The organism is Thermomonas alba (assembly GCF_022419205.1).
In the GTDB taxonomy this organism is placed as follows: domain Bacteria; phylum Pseudomonadota; class Gammaproteobacteria; order Xanthomonadales; family Xanthomonadaceae; genus Thermomonas; species Thermomonas alba.
Genome location: NZ_JAJOZU010000003.1, coordinates 125,496 through 150,777, shown reverse-complemented (window position 1 = coordinate 150,777; position 25,282 = coordinate 125,496). Strand labels below are relative to the sequence as shown.

Genomic DNA, 25,282 nt, shown 5'->3' with positions numbered 1-25,282 from the left:
CACAGGCCCTGATCGCTGGCGATGCCTGCTTCCGCTCCCGTCACTCCCCGCTCGCCAGGGCCGCGCTCACCTGATCCCGTGTAAACCCGCGCCGGAACAGGAAATCCGCCGCCTTGCGCTGCGCCTGGCGATCGCCCTGCAAGGCCTGTGGGTGCCGCCGCTCCAGTAGTCGTCTGGCATTTGCGGCCCAGTCGCCGTCGAACCCCTGTAGCGCCGTTTCCACCAGCTCCGCCGCCAGGCCGTGGGTGTTCAGCTCGGCGCGGATATAGGCCGGACCAAACCCACTGGCAGCACGATTGCGCACGAGAGACTCCGCAAAGCGCGCATCGTCCTGCCAGCCCGCCTGCGCCAGACGGGCGACCGCCTCGGCGGCCGCCTCCGGCTCGACTCCGCGCTGCTCGAGCTTGCACAGCAGTTCGCGGCGCGAGTGCTCGCGGCGGGTCAACAGGCCGAGCGCCCGCTGGAGAGGCGTGGGTTCCGGGCGGCGGCGACGCCCAGGCGCTGACGAGGACGCCGCCCCGTCGCCGCCACCAGCGGAATGGCTCATTCGTCGACGCCGGCGTCGCCATCCTCACGCACGGCGTCCTGGGGCACGTATTTTTCACGCAGCGCCGCTTCCAGCTTCTGCGCCACCGCCGGGTTGTCCTTCAGATACTGGCGGGCGTTCTCCTTGCCCTGACCGATGCGCTCGCCGTCATAGCTGTACCAGGCACCGGATTTTTCGACCAGCTTGGCCTCCACGCCCATGTCGATCAGCTCGCCCTCGCGCGAGATGCCCTCGCCGTACAGGATCTCGGTGACGACCTGCTTGAACGGAGGCGCAAGCTTGTTCTTCACGACCTTGATGCGGGTCTGGTTGCCGATGATTTCCTCGCCCTTCTTGATGCTGCCGATGCGGCGGATGTCCAGCCGGACCGAGGCGTAGAACTTGAGTGCGTTCCCGCCGGTGGTGGTTTCCGGGCTCTGCCCCGGCATCATCACGCCGATCTTCATGCGCAGCTGGTTGATGAAGATCACCAGGCAGTTGCTGCGCTTGATGTTGGCCGTCAGCTTGCGCAGGGCCTGGCTCATCAGGCGGGCCTGCAATCCCGGCAGCTGGTCGCCCATCTCACCCTCGATTTCGGCCTTGGGGGTCAGCGCGGCCACCGAGTCCACCACCACCATGTCGATGGCATTGGAACGCACCAGCATGTCGGCGATCTCCAGCGCCTGCTCGCCGGTATCCGGCTGCGACAGGTAGAGCTCATCGAGATTGACGCCCAGCTTCTGCGCATAGACCGGGTCCAACGCATGCTCGGCGTCGATGAACGCGCAGGTGCCGCCGGCCTTCTGGCACTGGGCGATGGCCTGCAACGTCAAGGTCGTCTTGCCGGAGGATTCCGGCCCGTAGATTTCGACCACCCGCCCCCTGGGCAAGCCGCCGATGCCAAGGGCGATGTCCAGCATCAAGGAGCCGGTGCCGATGGTTTCCACCGCCTCCACCGTGCGGTCGCCCATGCGCATCACCGAGCCCTTGCCGAACTGGCGCTCGATCTGGCCCAGGGCCGCCGCGAGTGCGCGCTTTTTGTTCTCGTCCATCGTGATGCTCCTTTGCGTCGGTCGTGTCGGGAATGTGGTCAGCTTAGGCGGGATACGTCGCACGGATTGCGACGCGGGAACGCGTCGTGAACCTTCGCGCAGCGGATCATGCGCGAGGCATCGGCCAACGCCGGGCGAACGCCTCGGGATTTTCCGCAGGGACGCGCCAGAACGGCAGCCGGATCACGCATGGGGGCGCACCAGCCCGCAATACAGGCCCTCGATGGCGAAGTCCTGCCCTGGCTGGACTTCGATCGGAGCATGGTCGGGATTGCGCGGCAGCAGGCGGATTTTTCCCTGCGCGATCTTGAGCAGCTTGACCGTGATCTCATCGTCGATGCGGGCGATGACGATCTGCCCGTTGCGGGCCTCGGACGTGCGGTGCACGCCGATCAAATCGCCGTCGAAGATGCCTTCATCGCGCATGGAGTCGCCCTTGACCTTGAGCAGGTAATCGGGCCGCGGCGAGAACAGCGCGCGATCCAGCAGCAGCACCTGGTCGCTGCCGATGTCGGCGCCGATCGGCACGCCGGCGGCGACCTGCCCCAGCACCGGCAGATGCAACGCCTCATCGTGGGCAGGCAGCTCCAGCTGGCGCGGCCGCACGGGCCGCTGTCGCAGGCGCAGGCTGCGCGCGCGGCCCGGGCTGCGCTCGATGACGCCGGCGGCCTCCAGCGCCTCCAGGTGATACTGGGCGGCGCGCACGCCCTTGAAGCCGAAGGCGCGGGCGATCTCGGCCTGCGAGGGAGCGAAGCCATCGGCCGCGATGCGCTCCGCGATGAAGGCGTGGATGGCGCGCTGGGTGTCGGTCAGACTCATGCTTAGTAGTAATACTACTAAGCACACTCTCCGTCAATCACCCAGCTGCCGCTGCAATCCGCGCAACGCTGCCACCACGGTCTGCCGGCGCACCGCGTCGCGATCACCCTCGAAGCGGAAAAGTTCCGCGCGTGCATAGCCGCCGCGGCGCTTCCAACCGATCCAGACCGAGCCGACCGGCTTGTCCTCGCTGCCGCCGCCAGGGCCGGCAATGCCGGTGACGGCCACCGCGAGCGTGGCGCCGGAATGCACCAGCGCGCCGGACACCATCTCCACCACGGTTTCGCGGCTGACCGCGCCGAACTGCTCCAGGGTCTGCGGGCGCACGCCCAGCAGGGCCTGCTTGGCCTCGTAGCTGTAGGCGACCATACCGCAATCGAACCAGGCCGAGGAGCCGGGAATGTCGGTGATGCATTTGGCGATCCAACCGCCGGTGCAGCTTTCAGCGGTGACCAGCATCTGGCGCAGCTGCAACAGCTGCTGGCCGAGCGCTCGCGCGAGCGCGTCGAGATCGGCATCGGAAGGCAAGGACATGGCGTCGGGCAGTCGCGGATGAGGCTCCCGTTGTAGCGCATGCCCAGGAAAAACGAAACCGGCCTGCGTGTGCAGGCCGGCCCGCGAACCACCTGACGGCAGCCCTCAGAACCGCAGGCGCAGCGTCGCCCCCAGCACGCGCGGTGCGCCCAGGAACGCATCGTAGGTATTGCGCGGATTGCCCGGCTCGGGCGTGCCCAGCGCCTGCAGCGGCCCGTCGAATCCGACCTGCACGTAGTCCTGGTTGAACAGGTTGGTGGCCCACAGCTCTACCTGCCAGCGCTGGTCGCGGCGGCCGATGCCGATGCGGGCATTCACCAGCGCATAGCCCTTCTGCAGTTTCTCGGCATCCAGGTCGGAGCCGGTGTTGTAGCCGGTCATGTACTTGCCACCGATGTTGAAGCGGCCACGCAGCGTCGCGCCGATATCCCATTGATAGGTCAGCGACAGCGTGCCGGAAAACGCCGGCGCAAAGCTGATACGCGCCCCTGGCAGCTTGTACAACGCCCCCGGATAGACGAAATCCGCCCCCGGGATGTGCTTGCCGTAGCGGGTATCCGCCCACATCGCGCCTGCCTGCAGCATCAGCCCGCGCAACGACTTGGGCTGCCACAGCAGCTCGGCATCCAGCCCACGCGAAACCACTTCCGGGATCGAACGCACCACGAAACTGGTGCCAAGGAAGCTGTTGAGCTGGAAATCGCTGTAACGCTGATGGAACAGGGCACCATTGAGCAGCAGGTTGCCGCCCGCCCAGGTGGTCTTGGCCCCCAGCTCCCAGCTATTGACGAACTCGCCCGGGAATGAGGTGTCATTGACCGGCCGGATGCCGGGACCTCCGCTGGACAGGCCATTGGCAGACTGCACGCGGTCCAGGTTGAAGCCGCCGGCCTTGTAGCCCCGCGCGTAGGACAGATAGGTCATGACGTGCGGGTTCCAGCGATAGGCCGCCTTCAACGTGCCCGACCACTCGTTTTCGGCCATCGACTGATTGGTGACCCGGCCGTTATGCAGCACATTGGCCCAGGGCAGACAGCTGTAGGCCACCACATTGCTGATGATCGACTGCTGGGTGGCCGCCGGCAGCAGCGAGAACGGCACGCCGCGTGCGGTCAGGGCGGTGGCGATGCGGCCGATGGCCGCGGCGCTGATAGTGCCGTTGGGATCGAAATATGAGGCACAGCCAAGACCGCCGTTGGGGTTGGCATACTGCGAACGCAGATCCTTGGTTTCCCGGGTGTAACGCAGGCCCAGGGTGACATCCAGGCCTTCGCTGGCGTGCCAGGTGTTGTTGCTGAACAGCGCGCTGCTGCGCGACTTCTGGCGGTAGTGGTCGAGCGCGCCCAGTCCGGCGAATACCGTGCCGTAGGGACGCCCGGTGGCATCGGCCAGGAAGGTGGCCGCGTTCGGCAGGCTGGCCGAGGGCGGGTTGATCAGCGAGAGCAGGCCGATCGACAGATACGGCTCGTAGGCCGCGCCGATCCGGTAGCTTTCGGTGCGGTGGATGGTCTCGTCGCTGTAGAACGCGCCGACCAGCCAGTCGAAATGCTCGCTGCTGCCGGCCAGCCGCAGCTCCTGGCTGAAGGTCTTGAACTGGCTGTAGGATTCGTCCTTCTGCGGGTTCATGTAGATCAGGTCGGCGGTACTGAAATCGAAATCGCGGCCGTTCACCGCATCCCAGTCGCGGCTGGCGGTGACCGAGGTCAGGGTGGCGCCGCCCAGCGCATCCATGCTGTAGGTCAGCTCGGCCTGCACGCCGCGGTCGTTGATCTTCTGGGTGGTATCACGGTTGCTGTAGGCCACCCGCGCCCACGGATTGACTGGGATCGCGATGGCATTGCCGCCGCCCAGCGCGTTGATCAGCGGCGCGCTGCTGCCGCTGACCAGCTGCACGGCGGTGCAGCAGTTTTCGTTGCGATGAGTGCTGTCCGCCGACAGCAGCACCTCCAGGCGGTCGCTGGCCTGCCAAAGCAGCTTGGCGCGGAAGGTATCGTAGTTCTGGTCGTAATCGCGGTCGCGGCTGCGCGGGCCGGCACCGGTCACCACCTTCATCCAGCCATCGCGCTCGCGATGCGCGGCATACAGGCGCAGCGCGGCGGCATCGCCCAGCGGCGCGTTGAACCAGGCCGAGCCGCCGCGCGCGTTGTAATCGCCGAGGGTCAGCTCGCCGCCGCCGGCCAGCTCGAAATCCGGCTTGCGGGTGACGATGTTGATCACGCCGGCCGAAGTGTTCTTGCCGAACAGCGTGCCCTGCGGGCCTTTCAGCACCTCGATCCGCTCGAGTTCGCCAAGGTCGCCGAAGCCGACCGAGTTGCGCGGACGGTACACGCCGTCGATGACCACGCCGACCGAGGATTCCAGCCCGATGTTGTCACCCACCGTGCCGATGCCGCGCAGGCGCGCGGTGGTGATCGCCTCGCTCTGGGTGCTGGTGACGGTCAGGCCGGGCACCAGCACCTGCAGGTCCTTGATGTCGCGCACGCCGGCATCCTGCAGCGCCTGCTTCGATAGCGCGGTCACCGTCACCGGCACGTCCTGGAGCAACTCCTCGCGCTTCTGCGCGGTCACCACCAGGGTGTCCAGGGTCTTCGCCTCCAGGTTCTCGGCAGGCTTTGCCTCGGACTTCGCCCCGGCATCCTGCGCCGCCGCCGGCGCCATGCCGGCCACCATCAATGCCGCCGCCACCGCGACGGCCACGCCCTTGGGCTGCAAACGGATGTACTGCATGATCGACACCTCCCGATGATCATGTGGATGGAAACGACGACCAGCCTCCCCGCCGGTCACCGCTCTGGAATCGTCTCGAACCCCCTCGCGCGCCCTGCCCTTCCCCGAGAGGTGCGCGCTTTTGAACCATAGCGCACCGGAACGCCTGCGTGTAGCCCAGCACGCGCAATCCCCCGCAAGAAAGAAACCCGCCTGGCGGCGGGTTTCGATCGATACAGTAGACGGCGCGCGGCGGGTTACCAGCAGCCGGAGGTAGAAGGGGACTTCACGCCGGCCTGATTCAGGCTCAGCGTGCCGCAGGAGTCGCCCGCCTGCTTGCCGGTGGGGGCCGCGGAGATCGTGTAGGTCTTGGCCCCAGTGGTCAGCGAAAAATTGTAGAAGCTCAGCGTGTCCGGCTCACACGCCGCCGTCAGGGTACCGATGGCCGGTGCCGTCGCATAGGTGAGATCGGTGGTGTACACCCGCTCCAGCCGCTGCGCTATGGCGACCAAGCAGGCCTCGCCGGCAGCGCGGCGGGTCTTGCGCTGATGCTCGTTGTAGGACGGCAGCGCGATCGAGGCCAGAATGCCCACGATGGCCACCACCACCATCAGTTCGATCAGGCTGAAGCCGCTGGCGCGGGATGCTCGCATGACGCGCATGGAATGCTCCTCGAAAATGATCATCAGTCGTTGCGGATCTCGCGCCAGGACACGCGCTGCCAGGTCATGATCTGCTTGCCGAAGCTGCTGGCCCCGACCCCGGCGCTGCCATCCACCACGCCGATGCCGGGCAGCAGCACCGGACGGGTGGGCATGCCCACGCCGAGGTTGACCGAGCCGATCGGGTGCCCGCCGGCACCGGTGTCGTCGGTGCTGCCGTTCTTGTCCAGGTCGAAGTAGGACTTGCCGCCACTGGTGCCGGTGAACGCGTCGATGGCATTGAGGAAGCCGCTACCCGACGCATCGCAGGCATCGCCCTCCGGGATCATGCTCGCAGCCACCATGTAGTTATTGTCGATCTGCACGTCCTGCACGATGCGCTCGCCCTTGCCCGGCAGGTCCACGTACCAGCCCTTGGATGCCGCCGGCAATGCCGCCTTGTCTTCGAAGTAGCGGTAGTCGCCCGCCACGGTGATGCTGCGCGCGGTCAAGTCGGCACGCGTATAAGAGCCACCGTCGTCCATGAAGCCGTACATGCTCTGCGCGTAGCTGGTCTTGTCGTTGGCATCGTCATTGGTCATGAAGCGACCGGTGCCGAAGAAGATCCAGCGCTTGTTGGTCTTCAGGTCGATGGCCGAGGCCAGCCCGCCGGTGATCGGCTGCGGGCTGCCCGCGGTCTTTTCGGCATGGAAGATCTTGGTGGCAGTCCAGGCCGAGGGCGTGCTGGCGCGCAGATCGAACTTCCAGATATTGCCCTGCATGTCGCCGGCATAGGCATAGACCAGGGTCTTGCCATCCGCGGCATACACGCCCAGCGGCGCAAACAGGCCGTTGTTGGTGGTGTTGTCGGTGGGGATCTCGCGGATCACGTTGCCGGTGGCAAGATCCATCACGATCAGCACGGCCTTGTCATTGGTGCTGTTGGGACCATTGCCGAAGATCACGGCCGGCGTAGGCGACCCATTGCGCACCTGCGCCAGGACCGGCGTGCCGACGACGTAGCCCATATTGTTGCCGGGCGTGTCCTTGCGCTCCCACTTGAAATTGCTGGCGCCGAAGGAGGCCGGCGCGCTCACGTCCAGCGCATACAGGCCCTTGCCGCCGCGCCCGAGCGTGCCCACCAGGATGTTCTGACCCGGGGTGAGCGTGCGCGGGCTGACCACGATGGGGCCATCCACGAAGAACTTGTGGTCATAGTCGCCGCGGCTGAGCTGCTTGAGGTCGGCGAAATTCAGGATGTTCGGCACATAGGCGAACAGCTCCTGGCCATTGGCCGCATCGAACGCGTGCAGCATGCCGTCGTTGGCGCCGATGTACACCGTGCCGGCGCTGGTGCCATCGCCATAAGCGCCGCCCGGGACATAGGCGGGCGACGAGTTGACGATGTCGCCCAGCACCGTGGTCGGCCGGTTGCGCAGGTTGCTGACGCCGTTGCGCTCCTCGCGACTGGCATCGCCCTTGATGTAGGCCGCATTCTGCGCGCCGGTGGCCTCGTAGTTGGCCGGGCCGACGCCGCTGTTATCCAGCGCCGAAGTCTGCGACGCGGTCGGGAAGGTAGCGCCGCTGGTACCGGCCTGTCCCGGCGTGCCGTTGGCCGTGAACACCTTGCGCGCCCCCACAGCGGGAATGGTGGCCGTCCAGCTCTGCGCGCCCACGCCGGTGCGGCTCACGGCCTGCGCCTTGAGCGCGCCCGTCCACACGCCGGAGACATAACTGGCCGAGAAAATCTGCGCGCCGGTGTTGAGCGAGGTGGAGTTGGCGGTGACGTTGGAGAACGAGCTGGTGCGCTGGGTGATGGTGGCCAACGCCTTGTTCAGGCCCTGCGCGAACAGCTCCGGGCTGGTGGCCGGGGTGAACTCGCCGTGGCCGTTGACCGCCGCGTGCAGCAGGTCGTCCAGACGCTTGGCGTTGTCATTGCCTGCATTGCTGGTGTCGGGATCAGGCCAGGAGTCCCCGCCCTGTAGCGCGGTGGTGGCCTCGGCCACGCTGCCCCAGCCCTTGGTGGTCTTCAGGCCGATGGCCAGGGTAAAAGTCACCATGTGCTGCCAGAACGCCGGGTCGGCATCGCTGGTCGGCACGTTGTTGTTGTTCGGGCTGGACGCATTGCCCATGTAGCTTTCGGTGCGCAGGTCCGTCATCCAATACTTCATCGCGATGTCGGCCAGCGTATTGCTGTAGCCATCCTGGAACGGCGCCGCCGGGCTGTAGGTATAGCTTGCGCCCTTCGGACCTTTGATCAGGCTGCCGCTGCTGCCGTCGGCATTGCCAGTGGTACTGACGATCGAGTTATTCCAGTAGCCATCCGTGGTCAGGATCGTGAAGTTCTGCCGGCAGGACAGCTGGTCGGAGCCAGACTCCGGACCGTAGGGGCCGGCGCTGTCCGCGCGTTTGAAATACTGACCAGCGCCATCCAGGGCCTTCTGTAATGGCGTGCTTCCGGACGCATAGGACTTGAACAGACTGTTGAACCAGTCGCTGCGGCTGCTCGTGGCCGGGCTGACGCTGTCGATGAAGCGGCCGTCGTTGCCGTCCTTGACGGGGATATCGAGATTATTGCGATCCCAGATGGTGCGAAAACCCACGCGCACCTTGTTGCCCAGGCCGCCGAAAGCCTCTGCTGCGCCTGCCTTGGCGGTCTTGATGCGGGTGCGGTGGTAGGAATACCAGGTGGCGAAGTTGGCCAGCTCCGCAGAGACCGAACGCCCGGTGGGCGTGGCCGAGGTGCAGTTGATCCAGTCGTTACCGCTGGTGCTTCCAGAGCAGCTGTTGGTAGTGGTGTAAGTGACCGTCAAGGTCACGTTGGAAAATGCCTTGGCGGCATACAGGCCGATACCGTATGAAGAGGACGTGACCGGCGAGTTGATCGTGCAGCTTTCACTGTTACTATTGCTGTGACTGGACTTACAGGTATAAGCGCTGGTCGTAGGATTGGCGCCCTGACGCACATACAGATCGGCATCACCGCTACCACCGCTACTGCTGACCGTGAACGATGCCGCATTGGCAGGCAGGGAACCCGTGTAATAGCGCCAGTTGTTTTTACTCTGGCTCAGGCCGGATATCGGGTAGCCGGGGAGCGTAAACGGGCCACTGAGCACCACCCCGCCATACTCCGAGCGGACCACACTGGTTCCGCCAGCGGGAATCTGGTAGCGGTAGTAATTGCTGACATTCGACAGATAACTTGCAGAGGTGTTCGCCGGATTCTTGGGTACATAGAACGTCTGCGTTTTTGCAGACAGGTCTTTGGTGCCACTACTCGTTCCAGCAGGCGAATAATTGACGTAGTTGTTGTCGCTATAGACGGACGTGAAACTGGTGCCACCCGTCATGCGGTTGCCGTTCGGCATCATCCACGGCTGGTAGTTGGTGTACGGGTTGTAATACAGGCTATTGGTGGCATAGCTCTGCATGTACATCGCGCCGTTGCCGGCCGTTTCCGTCGTTACCCCCGTGCCCGAGCTCACGCCATTGGCATCCGGCGTGCTGCTGAAGCCGCCGGGCCCGGTGATCGCCGAGACCGACTGATTGTTGATATTGGCCCAGGCCATCGACCCCGAATCGTCGAGGATGAACAGGATGTTCGGCGCCACCCGGTTGCCGGTGGTCAGGGGTTGGTCCGGGAACACGATGGCGGCATTGACCGGCAGCGCCAGCAGGGTGGCCAGGCAGGCGGCCGGCAGCGCCCACCACGCGCGCGCGGACGGCAGCGCGTGGGACAGGCGGCGGTGGGCGGGGGAGGCATTGCGCTTCATGGCAGGCTCTCTTTGCTGATCGCAGGCATCAGCGGCTGACGACATTGGCTTGCAGCACCACTTCCGCCGAGCCCGCAGTACGGCCGCGGGCGGTGATGCGGAACATCGGGCGCTGGCACTGGTAGTTGGAGATGGCGGCGGTGGTCTCGCACACGCCCTGCAGGGTGGACCCCTTGCCGGTGCCAAGGTATTCGATGGTGTAGGTGGAGCGCCCGTCCGGCGCGGTCTTGGCGACCGGCGTCTCGCCCGTGGTGGCATCGCAGATGCCGTTGGCGGAGCAAAACACCGGCTTGCCAGCGGCACGCATCTCGGCCAGGGTCTTGCCGTATTGCAGATCGGAAATCGCCGGGTTGCCGAGCACGTCTTCCTGCGCGACCCGCAAGGCCGTCTCGGCGGCCTGGAACGCAAGATTGCGGTCGCGCAGGTTGGCAGTCATGCGCTCCTGCATCGCGGAGCTGCGCAGCACAGCCAGCCCCAGCACCGACATCACGATCAGCAGGATCAGCACGATCACCAGCGAGATGCCGTGCTGACGCCGGCGCGAGGCCAGTCCGTGAACGCGGGGAATCCGGGTCTGGTCAAGCCTGTTCACAGCGTGCGGCTCCTGAGGCTGATGACGTTGGAGAAGTTGCGGCTGACGGTCTTGTTATCCACCTGGTTAGTGCCGGTCAGGGTCATGTTGACCCGCACCGCCACCACGTCCGGCCAGCTGGTGGGCGTGGCGGTATAGGTGTTGGACCCATTCTGGCGATACGCGAAGCTGAGCGCGGTGACGCCATCGGCGACCTGCTGCCCCGCCGCGCCGTTGCGCGAGACGTACAGCCCATTCCCACTGCGGTACCAGCGCACGTTGCGGAAGCGCGCCACCATCACCGTGGCGGGCGGCGCCATGGGATCCACGTTCATCGCAACGGGAGTCGCCGGCGAGAAGGAGACCGTGTTGGTGGAGACGGCGGTGGCGGTCACTACATAGAACTGGTTGGCATTGCAGAGGATGAGTTTGTCGCCGACCTTGAAGGCGTCGTTCGCATCCGCGATCTGGGTGGAATCCAGCGTGACGCTGTTGGTGGTCGCGCCCGTGATGCGGTAGGCGGTGTCATCGCCGGAAGCCGCCACCAGCTCGGTGCCGGCCGCCGCGCCGTTGTCGCTCACCGGTGCGGTGAGCAACTGGGTTTCGTCCGCATTGAGCGTGTGCTCCGCATCCGGCCGCGCCAGGTTGGAGCAGGCAGTGCCGCCAGCGGCGCGGATATCACGCGAGATCAGCTCATACGCCACTCGCGCGCTTTCCTGGATGCGGTTCAATCCCTCATTGGCCTGGAAGCTGCGCTGGTTGGACTGGAACACGGCAAACGCCGCCCCCATCACCAGCAAGCCCAGCACCATGGCGATCATCAGCTCGATCAGGCCAAAGCCCGACTGGGTCGTGCGCATGCCTCGACTCTCCCTGCATTTCATATGCGCGCCCTCGTCTCCACCATGCGCGCCGCGCCGCCCTGGTCGGTACCAGTGCGCGAGTCATCCCAGTACACCCGGACCTGGCAGTTGGCCGGGCAACCCAGGATCTCGCCGCAGGTGGTGGTATCGCTAGCGCCGGAGCCGATGGTGGTCTTCATCGTCGTGATCCATGCGATCAAATCCTGGGAACGCACGTCGGTGCCGGTGATGGCGGCGGCGCTGCAGGTCTTGCCAATGTTGTAGTTGGCCGTGGGATTGGCCCGCATCGCCTCGATGATGGAATTGGCCTGCATGATCGCCTGGCTGGTTTCCAGCGAGCTCTGCCCGCCGCGCAGCGCCAGCGACTGCATCGCCGCCACGCCCAGCAACCCCACCGCCAATACCAGCACGGATACCAGCACTTCGATCATGCCCATGCCCTGCGCATGCCGACGGCCCAGATACATCCCGGCTCCACGCCTGCTCATCATCGCCATCCTCCTCATGGGCAAGCCCCGCCACCGTCATACTTGGAAGACGTCACCACGCCACTGACCATCACCGTCAGCACCCGCTGATTCTGGTTTGGGTTGGTCGTCGGCATGCACACCGTCACCGTCTGCTGGGAATCGATCAGTCCGGAAGGACGGAACACGATGCCGGCAGCCGGGCCACTGATCTGCACGCCACCGGATGCGCGATTGCTGCGAATCACATCGTCGGTGGCAGTGATGTTGTCGCGCCCGCGCACTACCCACTGGCTCCAGTTGGTGCTCGATGCGCAGGTCGAGCCGTCACTGCTTGGGCAGACCGTCACCCGCGCGTTACGACGGATGGCCTCGGCGCGCGCCAGCTGCAGCGAGCTCACCATTTCCTCGGCCTGGCCGTTGAGTCGGCTGCTGTTGATCAGGGCAGTCATCCCGGGAACGGCAACCGCCGCGAGGATGGCGATGACGGACACCGTCACCATCAACTCGACCAGGGTGAAGCCGCGCGATGCGCGGCGAACGACCAGACGATACGGGCAGGAATGTCGTAGCACGGAACCCCCTCGGAGTGCGGCATGAGTACCGTAATGATGCCGCAACCGGGAATCCAGCCTACAGCCGACAGGCGGAACCACGGCGGGGACGAGCGGCACGCCCGTCCGTGCGATCCGGCGAGTCCGAGGTCAAACCTGGGGCTCGACCTCGCCGTACAAGTCGTGTTCGTCGCTGCCCATGATCCGCACCTGCGCGAACTGGCCGGGCCTGAGGCCCGCCTGACGACCGTCCTGCACCTGCACCAGGCCGTCGATCTCCGGGGCATCGGCCATCGAGCGGGCGATGGCCAGTTCGCCATCGATCGCATCCACCAGCACCTGCTGCACGGTGCCGACCTTCGCCGCGAGGCGCGCCTCGGAAATCGCCGCCTGCCGCGCCATGAAGCGGGCCAGGCGCTCCTGCTTGACCTCCTCCGGCACCGGGTCCGGCAGCGCGTTGGCGGCGGCGCCTTCCACCGGGGAGTAGGCGAACGCGCCGACACGGTCGAGCTGCGCTTCGTCGAGAAAGTCCAGCAGCTGCTCGAACTCGGCCTCCGTCTCGCCGGGAAAGCCGACGATGAAGGTGCTGCGCAGGGTCAGGTCCGGGCAGATCGCCCGCCAGCGCTGAATGCGCTCCAGGGTCTTGTCCACCGCGCCGGGGCGCTTCATCAGCTTGAGGATGCGCGGACTCGAGTGCTGCAGCGGGATGTCCAGGTACGGCAGCAGCTTGCCGTCCGCCATCAGCGGGATCACCTCGTCCACGTGCGGGTACGGATAGACGTAATGCAGGCGCGTCCACACGCCAAGCTGCGACAAGCCTTCACACAGTGCCTGCAAGCGGGTTTCATACACACCATCACGCCATGGCCGCGACGCGTATTTCAGATCCACGCCGTAGGCGCTGGTGTCCTGCGACACCACCAGCAGCTCCTTGACCCCGCCACGCACCAGCCTCTCGGCCTCGCGCAGCACATCGTCCACCGGGCGTGAGACCAGGTCGCCACGCAGCGACGGGATGATGCAGAAGCTGCAGCGGTGATTGCAGCCCTCGGAAATCTTCAGGTAGGCGTAGTGCTTGGGTGTGAGCTTGATGCCGTAATCCGGCACCACGTCGAGGAAAGGATCGTGTCTGGGCGGCAGGACGGCATGTACCGCCTCCATCACGCTGGCATAGTCCTGCGGGCCGCTGATGGCCAGCACGCCGGGATGCGCCTGGCGGATCACGTCGGCGCGCTTGCCCAGGCAGCCGGTGACGATGACCTTGCCATTCTCGGCCATGGCCTCACCGATGGCATCCAGCGATTCGGCCACTGCCGCATCGATGAAGCCGCAGGTGTTGACCACCACCACGTCGGCCTCCTCATAGGTCTGCACCAGGTCATAGCCTTCCACCCGCAGCTGGGTGAGGATGCGCTCGGAATCGACCAGCGCCTTGGGGCAGCCGAGGCTGACGAAGCCGACCTTGCTGCCCTTGCTCGATGCGTTCTGCACAGACATGCCGCGCCTACCGGGAAAAGGTGCGAGATTATACGGGCCCGGCACCGACCGGCCGGGCCGCGCCACCGTCATGCGGCGCGGTCATCCCGATCCCTGCATATCGAGGAGCCTGCGATGGGTCACTGGCAGCCACTCTCCACTCCCGCCGGCACGCTGCACGCCTGGCGTGAGGATCCAGAAGGCCCGCCGCGCGGCGCCGTGGTGGTGGTACAGGAGATCTTCGGCGTCACCGACCACATTCGCGCGGTGTGCGCCCGGCTGGCCGCGGCCGGATTCGTCGCCCTGGCCCCGGCCTTCTTCGATCCGCTCGCCCCCGGCAGCGTGCTGCCTTACGACGATGCCGGCACCGCTCGAGGGCGGGCGCTGGTCGAGCAGCTCGGGATGGATCGCGCACTGGCGATTACCGCCGCCGCTGCCGAATCGCTGCGCGCGCAGGGGCTGACCGTGGGCATCGCGGGGTTCTGCTGGGGCGGCACGGTGGCGCTGCTCGGCAATACCCGCCTCGGTCTGCCGGCCGTGAGCTTCTACGGCGCGCGTAATGTGCAGTACCTGGACGAACCAGCGCAGGCGCCCCTGATGTTCCACTTCGGCGCCGAAGACCCACTGATCCCACTGGATGCGGTGGAGACGCACCGGCGCAAGCAGCCACAGGCGCTGGTGCATGTCTACCCCGAGGCAGGACACGCCTTCCTGCGCGAGCCGGAACCACCGTGGCACCCGCAGGCCGCCGCTTTGGCCTGGCAGCGCACACTCGATTTCCTCAAGGAGCATCTGCAATGACCACCTGGCATCTGGACCCGCGCCTGGCCGACGATTCGGCCCCGGTGATCGAACTTCCGCTGTGCGAGGTGCGGCTGATGGACGACGCCAACCACCCTTGGCTGATCCTGGTACCGCGGGTGCCGGAGGCAGTGGAGATCATCGATCTCGACCCGGCCCAGCGCACCCGCCTGAGCGCGGAGATCGACCTCGCATCGCGCGTGCTGAAGACGCTGTTCAGGCCAGACAAGCTGAACGTGGCGGCGCTGGGCAACCAGGTGCCGCAGCTGCACGTCCACGTGATCGCCCGCTTCCACAACGACATCGCCTGGCCACGGCCGGTGTGGGGGGCGGCGAATGCGCGCCCGTATGCGCCGGAAGAGCTGGTGCAGCGGGTGAACGCGCTGCGCGCCGCATTCGGCGCCCGCCCGGGCTGAGCGGCGCTCAGGTGCGCGGCAGGGTCACGCCGGTCTGGCCCTGATACTTGCCGCCGCGGTCACGATAGCTGGTCTGGCACACGTCATCGGCATCTGCCTGGAAGAACAGCATCTGCGCCACGCCCTCGCCGGCGTAGATCCGCGCCGGCAGCGGGGTGGTGTTGGAAAACTCCAGGGTGACATGCCCTTCCCACTCCGGCTCCAGCGGGGTCACGTTGACGATGATTCCGCAGCGGGCGTAGGTGCTCTTGCCCAGACATACCACCAGCACGTCGCGCGGGATGCGGAAATACTCCACCGTGCGCGCGAGCGCGAATGAGTTGGGCGGGATGATGCACACATCGTCTTCCACGTCCACGAAACTCTTCGGGTCGAAATGCTTGGGATCGACGATGGTCGAGTTGATGTTGGTGAACACCTTGAACTCGCGCGCGCAGCGCACGTCGTAACCGTAGCTGGAAGTCCCGTAACTGACGATGCGGTGGCCGTCGGCGGCGGTCTTGACCTGATCCGGCGCGAACGGCTCGATCATGCCGTGCTGCTCGGCCATGCGGCGGATCCAGCGGTCGCTCTTGATGCTCATGCGGTTTTCTCGAATCGAAGGACGCCGATTGTAGGCGCTTCCACCCGCTTCTTCGCAGCGGGCGCAAGCCGCGGGCGATCGTCAGTCGCCCAGGAGGGACGCCAGGATTCCACTGCGCACCACCGGCCGCTGCGCCAGCTGATCCAGCAGCGCCCGCGCCGCCGCGCGGTAAGCCTGCGCGGCCTGCGACTGCGGCTGCGCGGCGACGATCGGCACCCCGGCATCGCCCTGCTCGCGGATCGCCGCATCCAGCGGCAGCGCGCCCAGCAGCGGCACCCCGTACTGCGCCGCCATGCGCTCACCGCCGCCCGCGCCGAACACATGCTCGGCGTGGCCGCACTGCGAACACACGTGCAGGGCCATGTTCTCCACCAGCCCGAGGACGGCGATGCCGACCTTGCGGAACATCATCAGCGCGCGCCGGGCATCCAGCGTGGCCACCTCCTGCGGAGTGGTGACGATCACCGCGCCGGCTACCGGGATCTTCTGCGCCAGGGTCAGCTGGATGTCGCCGGTGCCGGGCGGCAGATCCACCACCAGCACGTCCACATCGTCCCAGGCCGTCTGCTGCAGCAGCTGTGTCAGCGCCTGGGTCACCATCGGCCCGCGCCAGATCATCGGCGCGTCCTGATCCACCAGCAGCCCGATCGAAACCGCCTGCACCCCGTGCGCGCGGGGCGGGAGGATGGTCTTGCCGTCGGGACTCTCGGGCTTGCCCGCCAGCCCCAGCATCAGCGGCACGCTGGGCCCGTAGATATCGGCATCCAGCACGCCCACCCGCACCCCATCGGCCGCCAGCGCCAGCGCCAGATTGACCGCGACCGTGGACTTGCCCACCCCGCCCTTGCCGGAGCCGACGGCGATGATGTTGCGGACATTGGCGAGCGGCTTGAGCTCGCCCTGGACGGCATGGGAAGGCAGGCGGGGCATGGGGCTGTCTCTTGATTCGCCGTCATTCTAAAGTCGGCCACTCCATACCGCCACGAATGGGGTATAAAGCGCGACAGGGGCGCGCCGCGCCCTGTTGATCCTCGGGAGGGATGACCAAAATGCGCAAGAACCACACGAGCAAGATGATCCTGCTGAGCCTGCTGGCTTCGCTGTCGCTGTCGGCTGCCGCCCAGCACACGTCGGCCTCACCGGTCGGCAAGTGGAAGACGCTGGACGACAAGACCGGCAAGCCGATGACCATCACCGAAATCTACGAAGCCAAGAACGGCACGCTGGCCGCGAAGATCGTGGAGAACCTCGGGCTGCCGGCCACCTGCGAGGAATGCAGCGGCCAGTACAAGGGCAAGCCGTTCGTCGGCATCGTCACCCTGTGGAACCTCAAGCCGCAGAACGACGGCAGCTGGGGCGATGGCAACGGCTACAAGCCCTCCGAGGATCGCAGCTTCAAGGCCAAGTCGGTCAAGCTGATCGACGGCGGCAAGAAGCTGGAGGTCAAGGGCTGCGTGGCTTTCATCTGCCGCACGGCGACCTGGGTCCGGGTGGAGTGAACGCCCGACACCGTCTCGCCTCGCCAGAAAACCCCGGCCATGCCGGGGTTTTCGCGTTCTGGGCGCCTGGCGCGCGCATGCGATAATCGCGCTCCCTTTCGCACCGTCACGCCCATGCCCCGCGCCGCGCTCGTCACCAATGCCCTGCCCTATGCCAACGGCCCACTGCACCTGGGCCATCTGGTCGGCTACATCCAGGCCGACATCTGGGTGCGGGCGCGGCGCATGCGCGGCGACACGGTGCACTACGTCTGCGCCGACGACACCCACGGCACGCCGATCATGCTGGCGGCGGAAAAGGCCGGGACCACGCCCGAGGCCTTCATCGCCGCGATCCAGGCCGGGCACGAGCGCGACTTCGCCGCGTTCGGGGTGGCGTTCGACCACTACGACTCCACCCACTCCGCCGCCAACCGCGCGCTGACCGAGGCGATCTATGCCGCGCTGGAGGCGGGCGGCCACATCCGCCGCCGCGACGTGGCGCAGCTGTATGACCCGGTCAAGGGCATGTTCCTGCCCGACCGCTACGTCAAGGGCATCTGTCCGAACTGCGGCGCTCCCGACCAGTACGGCGACAACTGCGAGGTCTGCGGCGCCACCTATGCGCCCACCGACCTCAAAGATCCGAAATCGGCGGTCTCCGGGGCCACTCCGGAGCTGCGGCAGTCCGAGCATTTCTTCTTCGAGCTGGGCCAGTTCGACGGCTTCCTGCGCCAATGGCTGGCCGGTGACGTGGCGGTGCCCGGGGTCAAGGCCAAGCTGATGGAATGGCTTGACGCCGAGGGCGGGCTGCGTGCCTGGGACATCTCGCGCGATGCGCCCTATTTCGGCTTCCAAATCCCCGGCCATCCGGGCAAGTTTTTCTACGTCTGGCTGGATGCGCCGATCGGCTACCTGTCCAGCTTCCAAACCCTGTGCCAGCGCGCCGGGATCGACTTCGACGCCTTCGTGCGCGCCGGCGCGGAGGCCAGCACCGAGCTGCATCACTTCCTGGGCAAGGACATCGTCAACTTCCATGGCCTGTTCTGGCCGGCGGTGCTGCACGGCGCTGGCCTGCGCACCCCGACCCGCCTGCACGTCAACGGCTACCTGACGGTGGACGGCGCCAAGATGAGCAAGTCGCGCGGCACCTTCATCATGGCGCGCACCTATCTCGACGCCGGGCTGGACCCGGAAGCGCTGCGCTATTACTTCGCGGCCAAGTCCTCGGGCGGGGTGGACGACCTCGACCTCAACCTGGCCGACTTCACCGCGCGCGTGAACAGCGACGTGGTCGGCAAGTTCGTGAACCTGGCCAGCCGCTGCGCCGGCTTCATCGAAAAGCGCTTCGCCGGCCAGCTGGCGCCGGCGCTGCCGGATCCCGGCCAGTACGCGCGCTTCCTCGCCGCGCTGGAGCCGGTGCGCGAGGCCTACGAGCGCAACGATCCGGCCAGCGCGATCCGCCAGGTGATGGCGCTGGCGGACGAAGCCAACAAGTACATCGACGAGGTCAAGCCGTGGGTGATCGCCAGGGATGCCGCGCGCGAGGCCGAACTGCAGGCGGTCTGCACCCAGGGTCTGAACCTGTTCCGGGTGCTGGCCACCGCGCTGGCGCCGATCCTGCCGCGCACCAGCGCGCAGGCCGCCGCCTTCCTCGGCGCCCCGGTGCTGACCTGGAGCGATCTCGAAACGCCGCTGCTGGCGCGCGCCATCCAGCCCTACACCCCACTGTTCACCCGCATCGACCCCAAGCAGATCGACGCCATGATCGAGGCCTCCAAGGACACCCTCGCCGCGCCCGCGGCCACCACCTCGCCCAACGGGGACAAGCCCGCTCCCTCTGCCGCACCTGCCGCCGCTGCGACGGTCAGCATCGACGATTTCGCCAAGCTCGACCTGCGCATCGGCAAGGTGCTCGAATGCGGCTTCGTCGAGGGTAGCGACAAGCTGCTGCGCTTTTTGCTGGATGCCGGTGAGCTTGGCCAGCGCCAGATCTTCTCCGGCATTCGCAAGAGCTATGGCGAGCCTGAAAAGCTCGTCGGCCGCAGCGTGGTGTTCATCGCCAACCTCGCCCCGCGCAAGATGCGCTTCGGCGTGAGCGAAGGCATGATCCTCTCCGCCGGGTTCGACGGCGGCGATCTGTTCCTGCTGGATGCCGACAGCGGCGCGCAGCCCGGGATGCCGGTGCGCTGATCCCGTCTGGCTAGCCCGCTGCCGCACCCAGGCCTCCACTCATCCCGGTTGGACTGGCTGCAACGATGGGGTATCGCTCCCGCTTCCGCGAATGTCCCCCGATGCCGGCCGTCGGCCGGCATCTCCTCCTTGATTTCGCTACAGCGGAAGCGATACCCCGTCGCGCCGCATGCCGGCCGTGATGTCCACTGGAGCCCCCGACCTCACCGAGCGCCTCGACCGCCTGCTGCCACAGACCCAGTGCGGGCAGTGCGGATTCGCCGGCTGCCGCCCGTACGCGGAGGCGATGGCGCGCGGCGAGGCCGGGCCGGAGCGCTGCCCGCCGGGTGGTGATACCGGCGCGCGCGCGCTGGCGCATGCGCTCGGCCTGCCGGACGCCTCCGCAGCCCGCTACGACCGCGACCGCGGCGTGCAGGCGCCGGCGCACGCGGTGCGGATCGTGGAGGCCGACTGCATCGGCTGCACCAAGTGCATCCAGGCCTGCCCGGTGGATGCCATCGTCGGCGGCCCCAAGCACATGCACACCGTGCTGGAACCGCTGTGCACCGGCTGCGACCTGTGCATCCCCGCCTGCCCGGTGGACTGCATCATCCGCGTCGCGCCGGCCTGAAGCGCAGCCACCCGCGGCGCCTCAATGCGCCGTCGGCACGGGAAGCGCGCAGCCGTCGCAAATGCGTTCGACCTTGTAGCCCCTGGCGCGCAACTGCTCGACCAGCCCATCCGGGCCCAGCAGATGCAGCGCGCCCACCACCACCAGGATATTGTCCCGGTGCGAATCGGCCAGCCGCTTCTCCAGCTGCGGCAGCCAGGCCTGGTTGCGCTCCACGTCCAGCAGGCGATAGCTCTCCGGGGTCTTGCGCGCCATTTCCGCGCGCATCTCCGCGTCGAGCCTGTCGGCATCGCCGGCCCGCCACCACGCATGCAGATCCTGCAGCTGGCGCGCGGCCCGCGGCGGGTCGGCCAGAAACTCTTCCAGCTGCTGCACCTGTTCGGCATACGGCACGCCGTCCATCGCCTGCAGCTGGGCTTCCACGGTCTCCAGCCCCGCCACGGGCTTGCCGGCCTGCGCGGCGCGCTGCATCAGGTAGCGGTCCAGGCCGAGGTCCGCGCGCAGGCCCAGCGCCTGGGTGATGCCCAAGGTCAGGCTGAGATTGACCGCCCACGGCTCGCTGTGCTCCAGCGCCTGCAGGCTGCCGCCGCTGGCCGCCACCAGCACGCCCAGCCTGTCCAGCGTCGTCTTGGGCAGGACATCGCCGAGCGTCTTGCCGTCGCTCAGCGCCGTGTATTTGCGCATCGCCGCGAGGGTGTCGGGCGAGGTCATCGCGGCCGGATCGACTTCGAACAGCAGCGCGGCGCTGTCGTCGAACGCACGCTCCACCTCCGCCGGCAGCGGGTAATCGTCGACCTTGAGCAGGTGGAACGCGCCCAGCAGGTACACCGCGCTGTCGGCGTCGGACACCTTCCACAGCAGCGGGTGATACGCCGCTGCCGGCGCGTCGGCCCGCGAGATCGGGGCCACCAGGACCAGGCACAGCAGCAGGAACAGGCGACGCAGGCTCATGCGGCAGGGCTCACCGGAACGGGCCGTTCAACCGGCTTGCGATACGCCTTCTCGCCGGCTTCCACCCGCAGGTTCAGGCGGTTCTCGGGCGGCGGCAGCGGACAGGTCGAAAACAGGGTGAACGCGCACGGCGGGTTGTAGGCGCGGTTGAAATCCAGCAGCACGCGGCCCTGCGCATCCGGGCGCGGCACGTCGAGAAAGCGGCCGGCGCCATAGCTGCCGTGGCCGCTGGTGCGGTCGGCGAACACCACCAGCAGGGTGCCCTCGCCTTCGTCCAGCGCCTCCAGCCGGTAGCGGTTGCCGTTGCGGGTGAACTCCAGCACGCCGGGATTGGGGATGTTCTCGGTCGTGCCGATGATGTTCACCACCGGCAGCGTTTTCCCCGGCGGATGCGGGATGAAACGCGCCGGCAACCGCCACTGCGGCCCGCCCGGCCAGTACGTCAGGCCGGTGAAGTGCAGGCGGGTGGGCGCATCGGCATGCTTCACCCGCAGCGCCAGCCGGCCGCCACGCGCGATCACCAGCGCCTGGCCCTTGCCGTCATCGAAGCCGATAACGCTGGCGCCGCCGGGATCGGCATCGCTGCGCAGCTCGCCGCCGCGGGCAGGCACGCCGTCGATGCTCACCTCGGTGTCCGCCACGAAATGCACCTTGCCGGCGCGCACCGTGAACACGCCCAGATGCGCCGGCCCCAGCGCGAGCCGGATGCCGTTGTCGGCGCCGCTGCCCACCCGGTGTGTGCCCGGGTCCAGCCAGTGCAGCCCGACCAGGCTGGTCCAGCCGTCGGGCCGGGTCAGGTCGGCCAGCCGCTGCGTGCGCCAGGCCTGCTCGGAGGCCTCGAAGGCGGCGCGGGCTTTCGCACGCGCGGCCAGGGCCGCCGCACTCGGGCCAGTATCGCGACTGCAGGCGGCCAGCAGCGCCGCCGCCAGCAGGATCAGCGTCCGCGCAGGAACCATTTGTCCATCTCCGCAAGCGAGAAACGCGTCCAGGTCGGACGGCCGTGGTTGCATTGGCCGGAGCGCTCGGTGGCCTCCATCTGGCGCAGCAGGGCGTTCATCTCCGGGATCGTGAGCCGGCGGTTGGCGCGCACCGCGCCGTGGCAGGCCATGGTGGCCAGCAGCGCGTCGCGGGTTTCGGCCACGCGGCGGGTGCTGCCGTGCTCGCGCAGGTCGGCGAGCACGTCGCGCAACAGCGCCTCCACGTCGCCGTGCGCGAGCAGCGCCGGCACGCTGCGCAGCAGCAGCGACTGCGTGCCGCTGCGCTGCACCTCGAAGCCCAACTGCATCAGGGTGTCGGCCTCGCGCTCGGCGATGTCCGCCTCGCGCTCGGACACCGCGAGACTGGACGGCACCAGCAGCGGCTGCGTGCGCAGGCCTTCGCCGTCGTGCGCAGACTTGAGGCGTTCATAGAGGATGCGCTCGTGCGCGGCGTGCATGTCCACCACGATCAGGCCGTCGGCGTTCTCGGCCAGGATGTAGAGGCCGTGCAACTGGGCGATGGCAAAGCCCAGCGGCGGCATGCCGCCGGGCGCGTCGTCGGGCATCGTCGCGGTGGGCGCGGATGGCGCCTGCATGGCCTGCTCGCGCGAGGCATACAGCGCGGCGTAGGCCGCCGGCGCATCGGCCACGCGCAGGCCGATCACCTGCTGCTGCGGCGCAGCCGGTGCCGGCCAGCGGGGCGCCTGCCCATTGCCGGCAGCTGGCGCGGCGATCGGTCGCAAGTCCACCGCACCCGGCGTACTCCCGGCCCGGGTCTCGGCCAATGCCGCATGCAAGGTGCGATAGACGAAGTCGTGCACCAGGCGCGCCTCGCGGAAGCGCACCTCGTGCTTGGCCGGGTGCACATTCACGTCCACCCCGCGCGGATCGAGTTCGAGGAACAGCACGTAGGCCGGATGGCGACCGTGAAACAGCACGTCCTGGTAGGCCTGGCGCACCGCGTGGGCGATGTTGCGGTCGCGCACGCTGCGGCCATTGACATACAGGTACTGCTGGTCGGCGCTGGCGCGGTTGTAGACGGGCTGCGCGATCCAGCCATGCAGGCGCATGCCCGCGCCGGCATGGTCCACGCGCAGCGCGTTGCGCGCGAACTCTTCGCCCAGCGCCTCATGCAGGCGCACGTCGCCGAGCAGGTGACCTTCGCCCTTCCAGCGCCGCGCCGGCTTACCGTTGTGGCTGACCCGGATCTCCACGTCGGGCCGCGCCAGCGCCAGGGTGCGCAGCCAATCTTCGATATGCAGGTATTCGGTGCGCTCGGCGCGCAGGAACTTGCGCCGCGCCGGGACGTTGAAGAACAGATCGCGCACTTCCACGGTGGTGCCGGGTGGATGCGCCTGCGGCGCGACCTCTCCCATGCGGCCGCCATCGATCCGCAGTTCCGCCCCATGCGCGGCCTCACGCTGGCGTGAAACCAGCCGGAAACGGCTGACCGAGGCGATCGAGGGCAGCGCCTCGCCACGAAACCCCAGCGTGGTTACCGCTTCCAGATCGTCGATCGACGTGATCTTGCTGGTGGCGTGCCGGCTGACCGCCAGCGGCAGTTCCTCCGGCGCGATCCCGTCGCCATCGTCACGCACCCGGATCAGGCGCACGCCGCCTTCTTCGAGATCGATGTCGAGGCGACGGGCACCGGCGTCCAGCGCGTTTTCCACCAGTTCTTTGACCACCGAGGCCGGGCGCTCGATGACTTCGCCGGCGGCGATCTGGTCGATGAGGGTGTCGGGAAGCTGGCGGATCGGCATAGGCGGACGGCTCACCCGCCCAGTGTACCGGCTACTGCTCAGCGGCTGCCGCCGATGCCGCTACGCGCGATATCCGTCGCCTGCGCGTGCTGCGCGGCCTGCGCGCGCACGGCATACAGCGTGCCTGGCGGCGGCTGGCGCGAGAAATAGGCATCGATGCCATCCAGGATGGCGCGCGCCAGGGTGCGCTGGAATGCCGGCTCGGTCAGCCGCTTTTCTTCTTCCGGATTGGAGATGAAGGCGGTTTCCACCAGCATCGCCGGCATCTTGTCGGAGGTGCGCAAGACCGCGAAGTTCGCGCGCTCGATGTCCGGCTTGTGGTTGTTGCCGACCCGCTTGAGCCCCTCCAGCACGTGCGCGGCGGCGTCCTCCGACGCCTTCAGGTTGCCACTCTGGGTCAAATCCAGCAGCACCGAGGTCAGGGTACTGTCGGCCACCCGCACCCGCGCGCCGCCGATCACGTCGGCCGCGTTTTCCTTGTCGGCCAGCCAGCGCGCGCGCTGTGAGGAGGCGCCGCGGGTGGACAGGATGTACACCGACGACCCGCGTGCGCCGCGGTTCTCGGCGGCGTCGGCGTGAATGGAAATGAAGATGTCGGCCTTGTTGGCGCTGGCGCGGCGGGCACGGTATTCCAGCGGGATGAACACATCGCTGTCGCGGGTGAGATAGGCCTTCAGCCCCGGCGTGGCATTCACCTGGCGCGCCAGCTCGCGCGCGATCGCCAGGGTGACGTCCTTCTCGCGGGTACCGCCGGGGCCGCGCGCGCCGGGGTCTTGCCCGCCGTGGCCGGCATCGATGGCCACCACCAGCGGCCGCACCCCGCCCCGCAGCGCCGGCCGCGGGGGCGCTGGCAACGGCGGATCGGCCGGCGCTGGGGCGCTGTCGCTCGCGGCAGGCGGCAGCGCGTCCACCGGCGCTTGCGCAGCCGTCTGGCCTGCGCTCGCGGATACCGGCGACTTCGTCAGCGCGAAGGCCGCGATCGGATCGCTCGGGGCGGCACTCGGGGCACCGACTGACGCAGCAGCCGGCGCGGGCGCCGAAGCGACGGCCGGCGCCGGGGCGGGGCCGTCACCCGGCCATTCCAGCACCAGCACGGCGCCGCCATTGGCGCTGTCCAGCGTGGTCGGGATCGCCTTCACCTTGCCGGTCAGATCGAACACCACCCGCAGCGTGCCCGGCACCGGCTGCCCAGTGCGCACGCCTTTCACCGCTCCGGCGGCGTCCGGCAGGGCCAGCCCGCGCGCCAGATGGCTGCCGGGGAAATCCACCGCCAGCCGCTCGGGATTCGACAGCGGAATCAGGCGATACTCGCCCAGCTTGTCCAGATGCAGTTCGGCACGCGTGCCGGCCGGCCCCGCTTCGAGCCGCAACCGCCTGATTTCAGAGGCTTTTACCGGAATCATCGCGAGCGCGAGCAGGCCGATGGCGGCCGCGACGGCAGATTTGCGGTGGCTCCCCCTCAGGCGCATGGCCCGGAGTGAAGCACCTTCCAGGCGGAATCGCAAGCATTTTTCTCGAATAATCG

Annotated in this window: 23 protein-coding genes; 5 read left to right on the top strand and 18 right to left on the bottom strand. The window is 67.5% G+C overall.

The genetic code is table 11. The features are described from left to right. Positions 1-40 precede the first annotated feature (40 nt). The 12 genes from ML342_RS05595 to rimO all read right to left on the bottom strand — a co-directional run bounded on the left by ML342_RS05595 (position 41) and on the right by rimO (position 14,006). The gene (locus ML342_RS05595) at positions 41-547 is read right to left on the bottom strand and encodes a regulatory protein RecX (protein ID WP_240126026.1); all 507 of its coding nucleotides are present in this window, start codon (positions 545-547) and stop codon (positions 41-43) included. Beyond that, positions 544-1,578, bottom strand: coding sequence for a recombinase RecA (gene recA, locus ML342_RS05590; protein WP_240126025.1), 1,035 nt, complete (start codon positions 1,576-1,578; stop codon positions 544-546). The genes ML342_RS05595 and recA overlap by 4 nt, the downstream gene beginning before the upstream one ends. Before the next feature lie 183 nt (positions 1,579-1,761). After that, the gene (gene lexA / locus ML342_RS05585) at positions 1,762-2,397 is read right to left on the bottom strand and encodes a transcriptional repressor LexA (protein WP_240126023.1); all 636 of its coding nucleotides are present in this window, start codon (positions 2,395-2,397) and stop codon (positions 1,762-1,764) included. A 33-nt stretch (positions 2,398-2,430) separates the two neighbouring features. Continuing rightward, the gene (locus ML342_RS05580) at positions 2,431-2,931 is read right to left on the bottom strand and encodes a CinA family protein (RefSeq protein WP_240126021.1); all 501 of its coding nucleotides are present in this window, start codon (positions 2,929-2,931) and stop codon (positions 2,431-2,433) included. Positions 2,932-3,036: 105 nt separating this feature from the next. Continuing rightward, complete coding sequence (locus ML342_RS05575; protein WP_240126020.1) at positions 3,037-5,658, bottom strand: TonB-dependent receptor; 2,622 nt, start codon at positions 5,656-5,658, stop codon at positions 3,037-3,039. 236 nt (positions 5,659-5,894) lie between these two features. Continuing rightward, complete coding sequence (locus ML342_RS05570; RefSeq protein WP_240126018.1) at positions 5,895-6,290, bottom strand: type IV pilin protein; 396 nt, start codon at positions 6,288-6,290, stop codon at positions 5,895-5,897. A 32-nt stretch (positions 6,291-6,322) separates the two neighbouring features. After that, the gene (locus ML342_RS05565; RefSeq protein ID WP_240126016.1) at positions 6,323-10,054 is read right to left on the bottom strand and encodes a PilC/PilY family type IV pilus protein; all 3,732 of its coding nucleotides are present in this window, start codon (positions 10,052-10,054) and stop codon (positions 6,323-6,325) included. A 28-nt stretch (positions 10,055-10,082) separates the two neighbouring features. Beyond that, a complete protein-coding gene (locus ML342_RS05560; protein WP_240126015.1) occupies positions 10,083-10,646 on the bottom strand; it encodes a pilus assembly PilX family protein in 564 nt (187 codons plus the stop codon). Next, positions 10,643-11,485 carry a PilW family protein gene (locus ML342_RS05555; protein ID WP_240126013.1) on the bottom strand — a complete coding sequence of 281 codons (843 nt, stop codon included), beginning with the start codon at positions 11,483-11,485 and terminating at the stop codon, positions 10,643-10,645. The genes ML342_RS05560 and ML342_RS05555 overlap by 4 nt, the downstream gene beginning before the upstream one ends. A 20-nt stretch (positions 11,486-11,505) precedes the next feature. After that, positions 11,506-11,976 carry a type IV pilus modification protein PilV gene (gene pilV, locus ML342_RS05550; RefSeq protein ID WP_240126011.1) on the bottom strand — a complete coding sequence of 157 codons (471 nt, stop codon included), beginning with the start codon at positions 11,974-11,976 and terminating at the stop codon, positions 11,506-11,508. Between the two features lie 14 nt (positions 11,977-11,990). Continuing rightward, entirely contained in the window at positions 11,991-12,530 is a 540-nt protein-coding gene (locus ML342_RS05545; RefSeq protein WP_338064992.1) for a GspH/FimT family pseudopilin, read from the bottom strand. Between the two features lie 129 nt (positions 12,531-12,659). After that, the gene (rimO, locus tag ML342_RS05540; protein WP_240126007.1) at positions 12,660-14,006 is read right to left on the bottom strand and encodes a 30S ribosomal protein S12 methylthiotransferase RimO; all 1,347 of its coding nucleotides are present in this window, start codon (positions 14,004-14,006) and stop codon (positions 12,660-12,662) included. Positions 14,007-14,120: 114 nt separating this feature from the next. On the opposite strand from rimO, the gene ML342_RS05535 reads away from it, so the two are divergent. Further along, on the top strand, positions 14,121-14,786 hold the full coding sequence (locus ML342_RS05535) for a dienelactone hydrolase family protein (RefSeq protein ID WP_240126006.1): 666 nt from the start codon (positions 14,121-14,123) through the stop codon (positions 14,784-14,786). After that, positions 14,783-15,202, top strand: a complete 420-nt coding sequence (locus tag ML342_RS05530; protein ID WP_240126005.1) for an HIT domain-containing protein — start codon at positions 14,783-14,785, stop codon at positions 15,200-15,202. The genes ML342_RS05535 and ML342_RS05530 overlap by 4 nt, the downstream gene beginning before the upstream one ends. Positions 15,203-15,209: 7 nt before the next feature. Here the strand turns inward: ML342_RS05530 and dcd are convergent, their stop codons facing one another. Continuing rightward, positions 15,210-15,785, bottom strand: a complete 576-nt coding sequence (gene dcd / locus ML342_RS05525; protein WP_240126003.1) for a dCTP deaminase — start codon at positions 15,783-15,785, stop codon at positions 15,210-15,212. Between the two features lie 81 nt (positions 15,786-15,866). Continuing rightward, positions 15,867-16,715, bottom strand: a complete 849-nt coding sequence (gene apbC, locus ML342_RS05520) for an iron-sulfur cluster carrier protein ApbC (RefSeq protein WP_240126001.1) — start codon at positions 16,713-16,715, stop codon at positions 15,867-15,869. Positions 16,716-16,834: 119 nt separating this feature from the next. On the opposite strand from apbC, the gene ML342_RS05515 reads away from it, so the two are divergent. From ML342_RS05515 to rnfB, 3 genes are all read left to right on the top strand, one after another. Further along, positions 16,835-17,284: a DUF2147 domain-containing protein gene (locus ML342_RS05515; RefSeq protein WP_240125999.1), complete on the top strand. Its 450-nt coding sequence runs from the start codon at positions 16,835-16,837 to the stop codon at positions 17,282-17,284. 114 nt (positions 17,285-17,398) lie between these two features. Next, a complete protein-coding gene (metG, locus tag ML342_RS05510) occupies positions 17,399-19,456 on the top strand; it encodes a methionine--tRNA ligase (protein WP_240125997.1) in 2,058 nt (685 codons plus the stop codon). 181 nt (positions 19,457-19,637) lie between these two features. Beyond that, the gene (gene rnfB, locus ML342_RS05505) at positions 19,638-20,066 is read left to right on the top strand and encodes an Rnf electron transport complex subunit RnfB (protein ID WP_240125995.1); all 429 of its coding nucleotides are present in this window, start codon (positions 19,638-19,640) and stop codon (positions 20,064-20,066) included. Positions 20,067-20,087: 21 nt separating this feature from the next. On the opposite strand, the gene ML342_RS05500 is transcribed toward rnfB, so the two are convergent. Genes ML342_RS05500 through ML342_RS05485 form a run of 4 tightly spaced genes read right to left on the bottom strand, consistent with a single transcriptional unit; the run spans position 20,088 to position 25,226 of the window. Next, complete coding sequence (locus tag ML342_RS05500) at positions 20,088-21,017, bottom strand: TraB/GumN family protein (RefSeq protein ID WP_240125994.1); 930 nt, start codon at positions 21,015-21,017, stop codon at positions 20,088-20,090. Next, a complete protein-coding gene (locus ML342_RS05495) occupies positions 21,014-21,973 on the bottom strand; it encodes a DUF1684 domain-containing protein (RefSeq protein ID WP_240125992.1) in 960 nt (319 codons plus the stop codon). The genes ML342_RS05500 and ML342_RS05495 overlap by 4 nt, the downstream gene beginning before the upstream one ends. Beyond that, complete coding sequence (gene mutL, locus ML342_RS05490) at positions 21,952-23,757, bottom strand: DNA mismatch repair endonuclease MutL (RefSeq protein WP_240126295.1); 1,806 nt, start codon at positions 23,755-23,757, stop codon at positions 21,952-21,954. Before mutL ends, ML342_RS05495 begins: the two co-directional genes overlap by 22 nt. A gap of 38 nt (positions 23,758-23,795) precedes the next feature. After that, the gene (locus ML342_RS05485; protein ID WP_439655164.1) at positions 23,796-25,226 is read right to left on the bottom strand and encodes an N-acetylmuramoyl-L-alanine amidase; all 1,431 of its coding nucleotides are present in this window, start codon (positions 25,224-25,226) and stop codon (positions 23,796-23,798) included. Between the last annotated feature and the right edge of the window lie 56 nt (positions 25,227-25,282).

Bases quoted from the DNA above. Each gene is read 5' to 3' on its own strand.
- ML342_RS05595 (WP_240126026.1), bottom strand. From the start codon at position 547: ATGAGCCATTCCGCTGGTGGCGGCGACGGGGCGGCGTCCTCGTCAGCG.
- recA (WP_240126025.1), bottom strand. From the start codon at position 1,578: ATGGACGAGAACAAAAAGCGCGCACTCGCGGCGGCCCTGGGCCAGATC.
- lexA (WP_240126023.1), bottom strand. From the start codon at position 2,397: ATGAGTCTGACCGACACCCAGCGCGCCATCCACGCCTTCATCGCGGAG.
- ML342_RS05580 (WP_240126021.1), bottom strand. From the start codon at position 2,931: ATGTCCTTGCCTTCCGATGCCGATCTCGACGCGCTCGCGCGAGCGCTC.
- ML342_RS05575 (WP_240126020.1), bottom strand. From the start codon at position 5,658: ATGCAGTACATCCGTTTGCAGCCCAAGGGCGTGGCCGTCGCGGTGGCG.
- ML342_RS05570 (WP_240126018.1), bottom strand. From the start codon at position 6,290: ATGCGAGCATCCCGCGCCAGCGGCTTCAGCCTGATCGAACTGATGGTG.
- ML342_RS05565 (WP_240126016.1), bottom strand. From the start codon at position 10,054: ATGAAGCGCAATGCCTCCCCCGCCCACCGCCGCCTGTCCCACGCGCTG.
- ML342_RS05555 (WP_240126013.1), bottom strand. From the start codon at position 11,485: ATGCGCACGACCCAGTCGGGCTTTGGCCTGATCGAGCTGATGATCGCC.
- pilV (WP_240126011.1), bottom strand. From the start codon at position 11,976: ATGAGCAGGCGTGGAGCCGGGATGTATCTGGGCCGTCGGCATGCGCAG.
- rimO (WP_240126007.1), bottom strand. From the start codon at position 14,006: ATGTCTGTGCAGAACGCATCGAGCAAGGGCAGCAAGGTCGGCTTCGTC.
- ML342_RS05535 (WP_240126006.1), top strand. From the start codon at position 14,121: ATGGGTCACTGGCAGCCACTCTCCACTCCCGCCGGCACGCTGCACGCC.
- ML342_RS05530 (WP_240126005.1), top strand. From the start codon at position 14,783: ATGACCACCTGGCATCTGGACCCGCGCCTGGCCGACGATTCGGCCCCG.
- dcd (WP_240126003.1), bottom strand. From the start codon at position 15,785: ATGAGCATCAAGAGCGACCGCTGGATCCGCCGCATGGCCGAGCAGCAC.
- apbC (WP_240126001.1), bottom strand. From the start codon at position 16,715: ATGCCCCGCCTGCCTTCCCATGCCGTCCAGGGCGAGCTCAAGCCGCTC.
- ML342_RS05515 (WP_240125999.1), top strand. From the start codon at position 16,835: ATGCGCAAGAACCACACGAGCAAGATGATCCTGCTGAGCCTGCTGGCT.
- metG (WP_240125997.1), top strand. From the start codon at position 17,399: ATGCCCCGCGCCGCGCTCGTCACCAATGCCCTGCCCTATGCCAACGGC.
- rnfB (WP_240125995.1), top strand. From the start codon at position 19,638: ATGTCCACTGGAGCCCCCGACCTCACCGAGCGCCTCGACCGCCTGCTG.
- ML342_RS05500 (WP_240125994.1), bottom strand. From the start codon at position 21,017: ATGAGCCTGCGTCGCCTGTTCCTGCTGCTGTGCCTGGTCCTGGTGGCC.
- ML342_RS05495 (WP_240125992.1), bottom strand. From the start codon at position 21,973: ATGGTTCCTGCGCGGACGCTGATCCTGCTGGCGGCGGCGCTGCTGGCC.
- mutL (WP_240126295.1), bottom strand. From the start codon at position 23,757: ATGCCGATCCGCCAGCTTCCCGACACCCTCATCGACCAGATCGCCGCC.
- ML342_RS05485 (WP_439655164.1), bottom strand. From the start codon at position 25,226: ATGCGCCTGAGGGGGAGCCACCGCAAATCTGCCGTCGCGGCCGCCATC.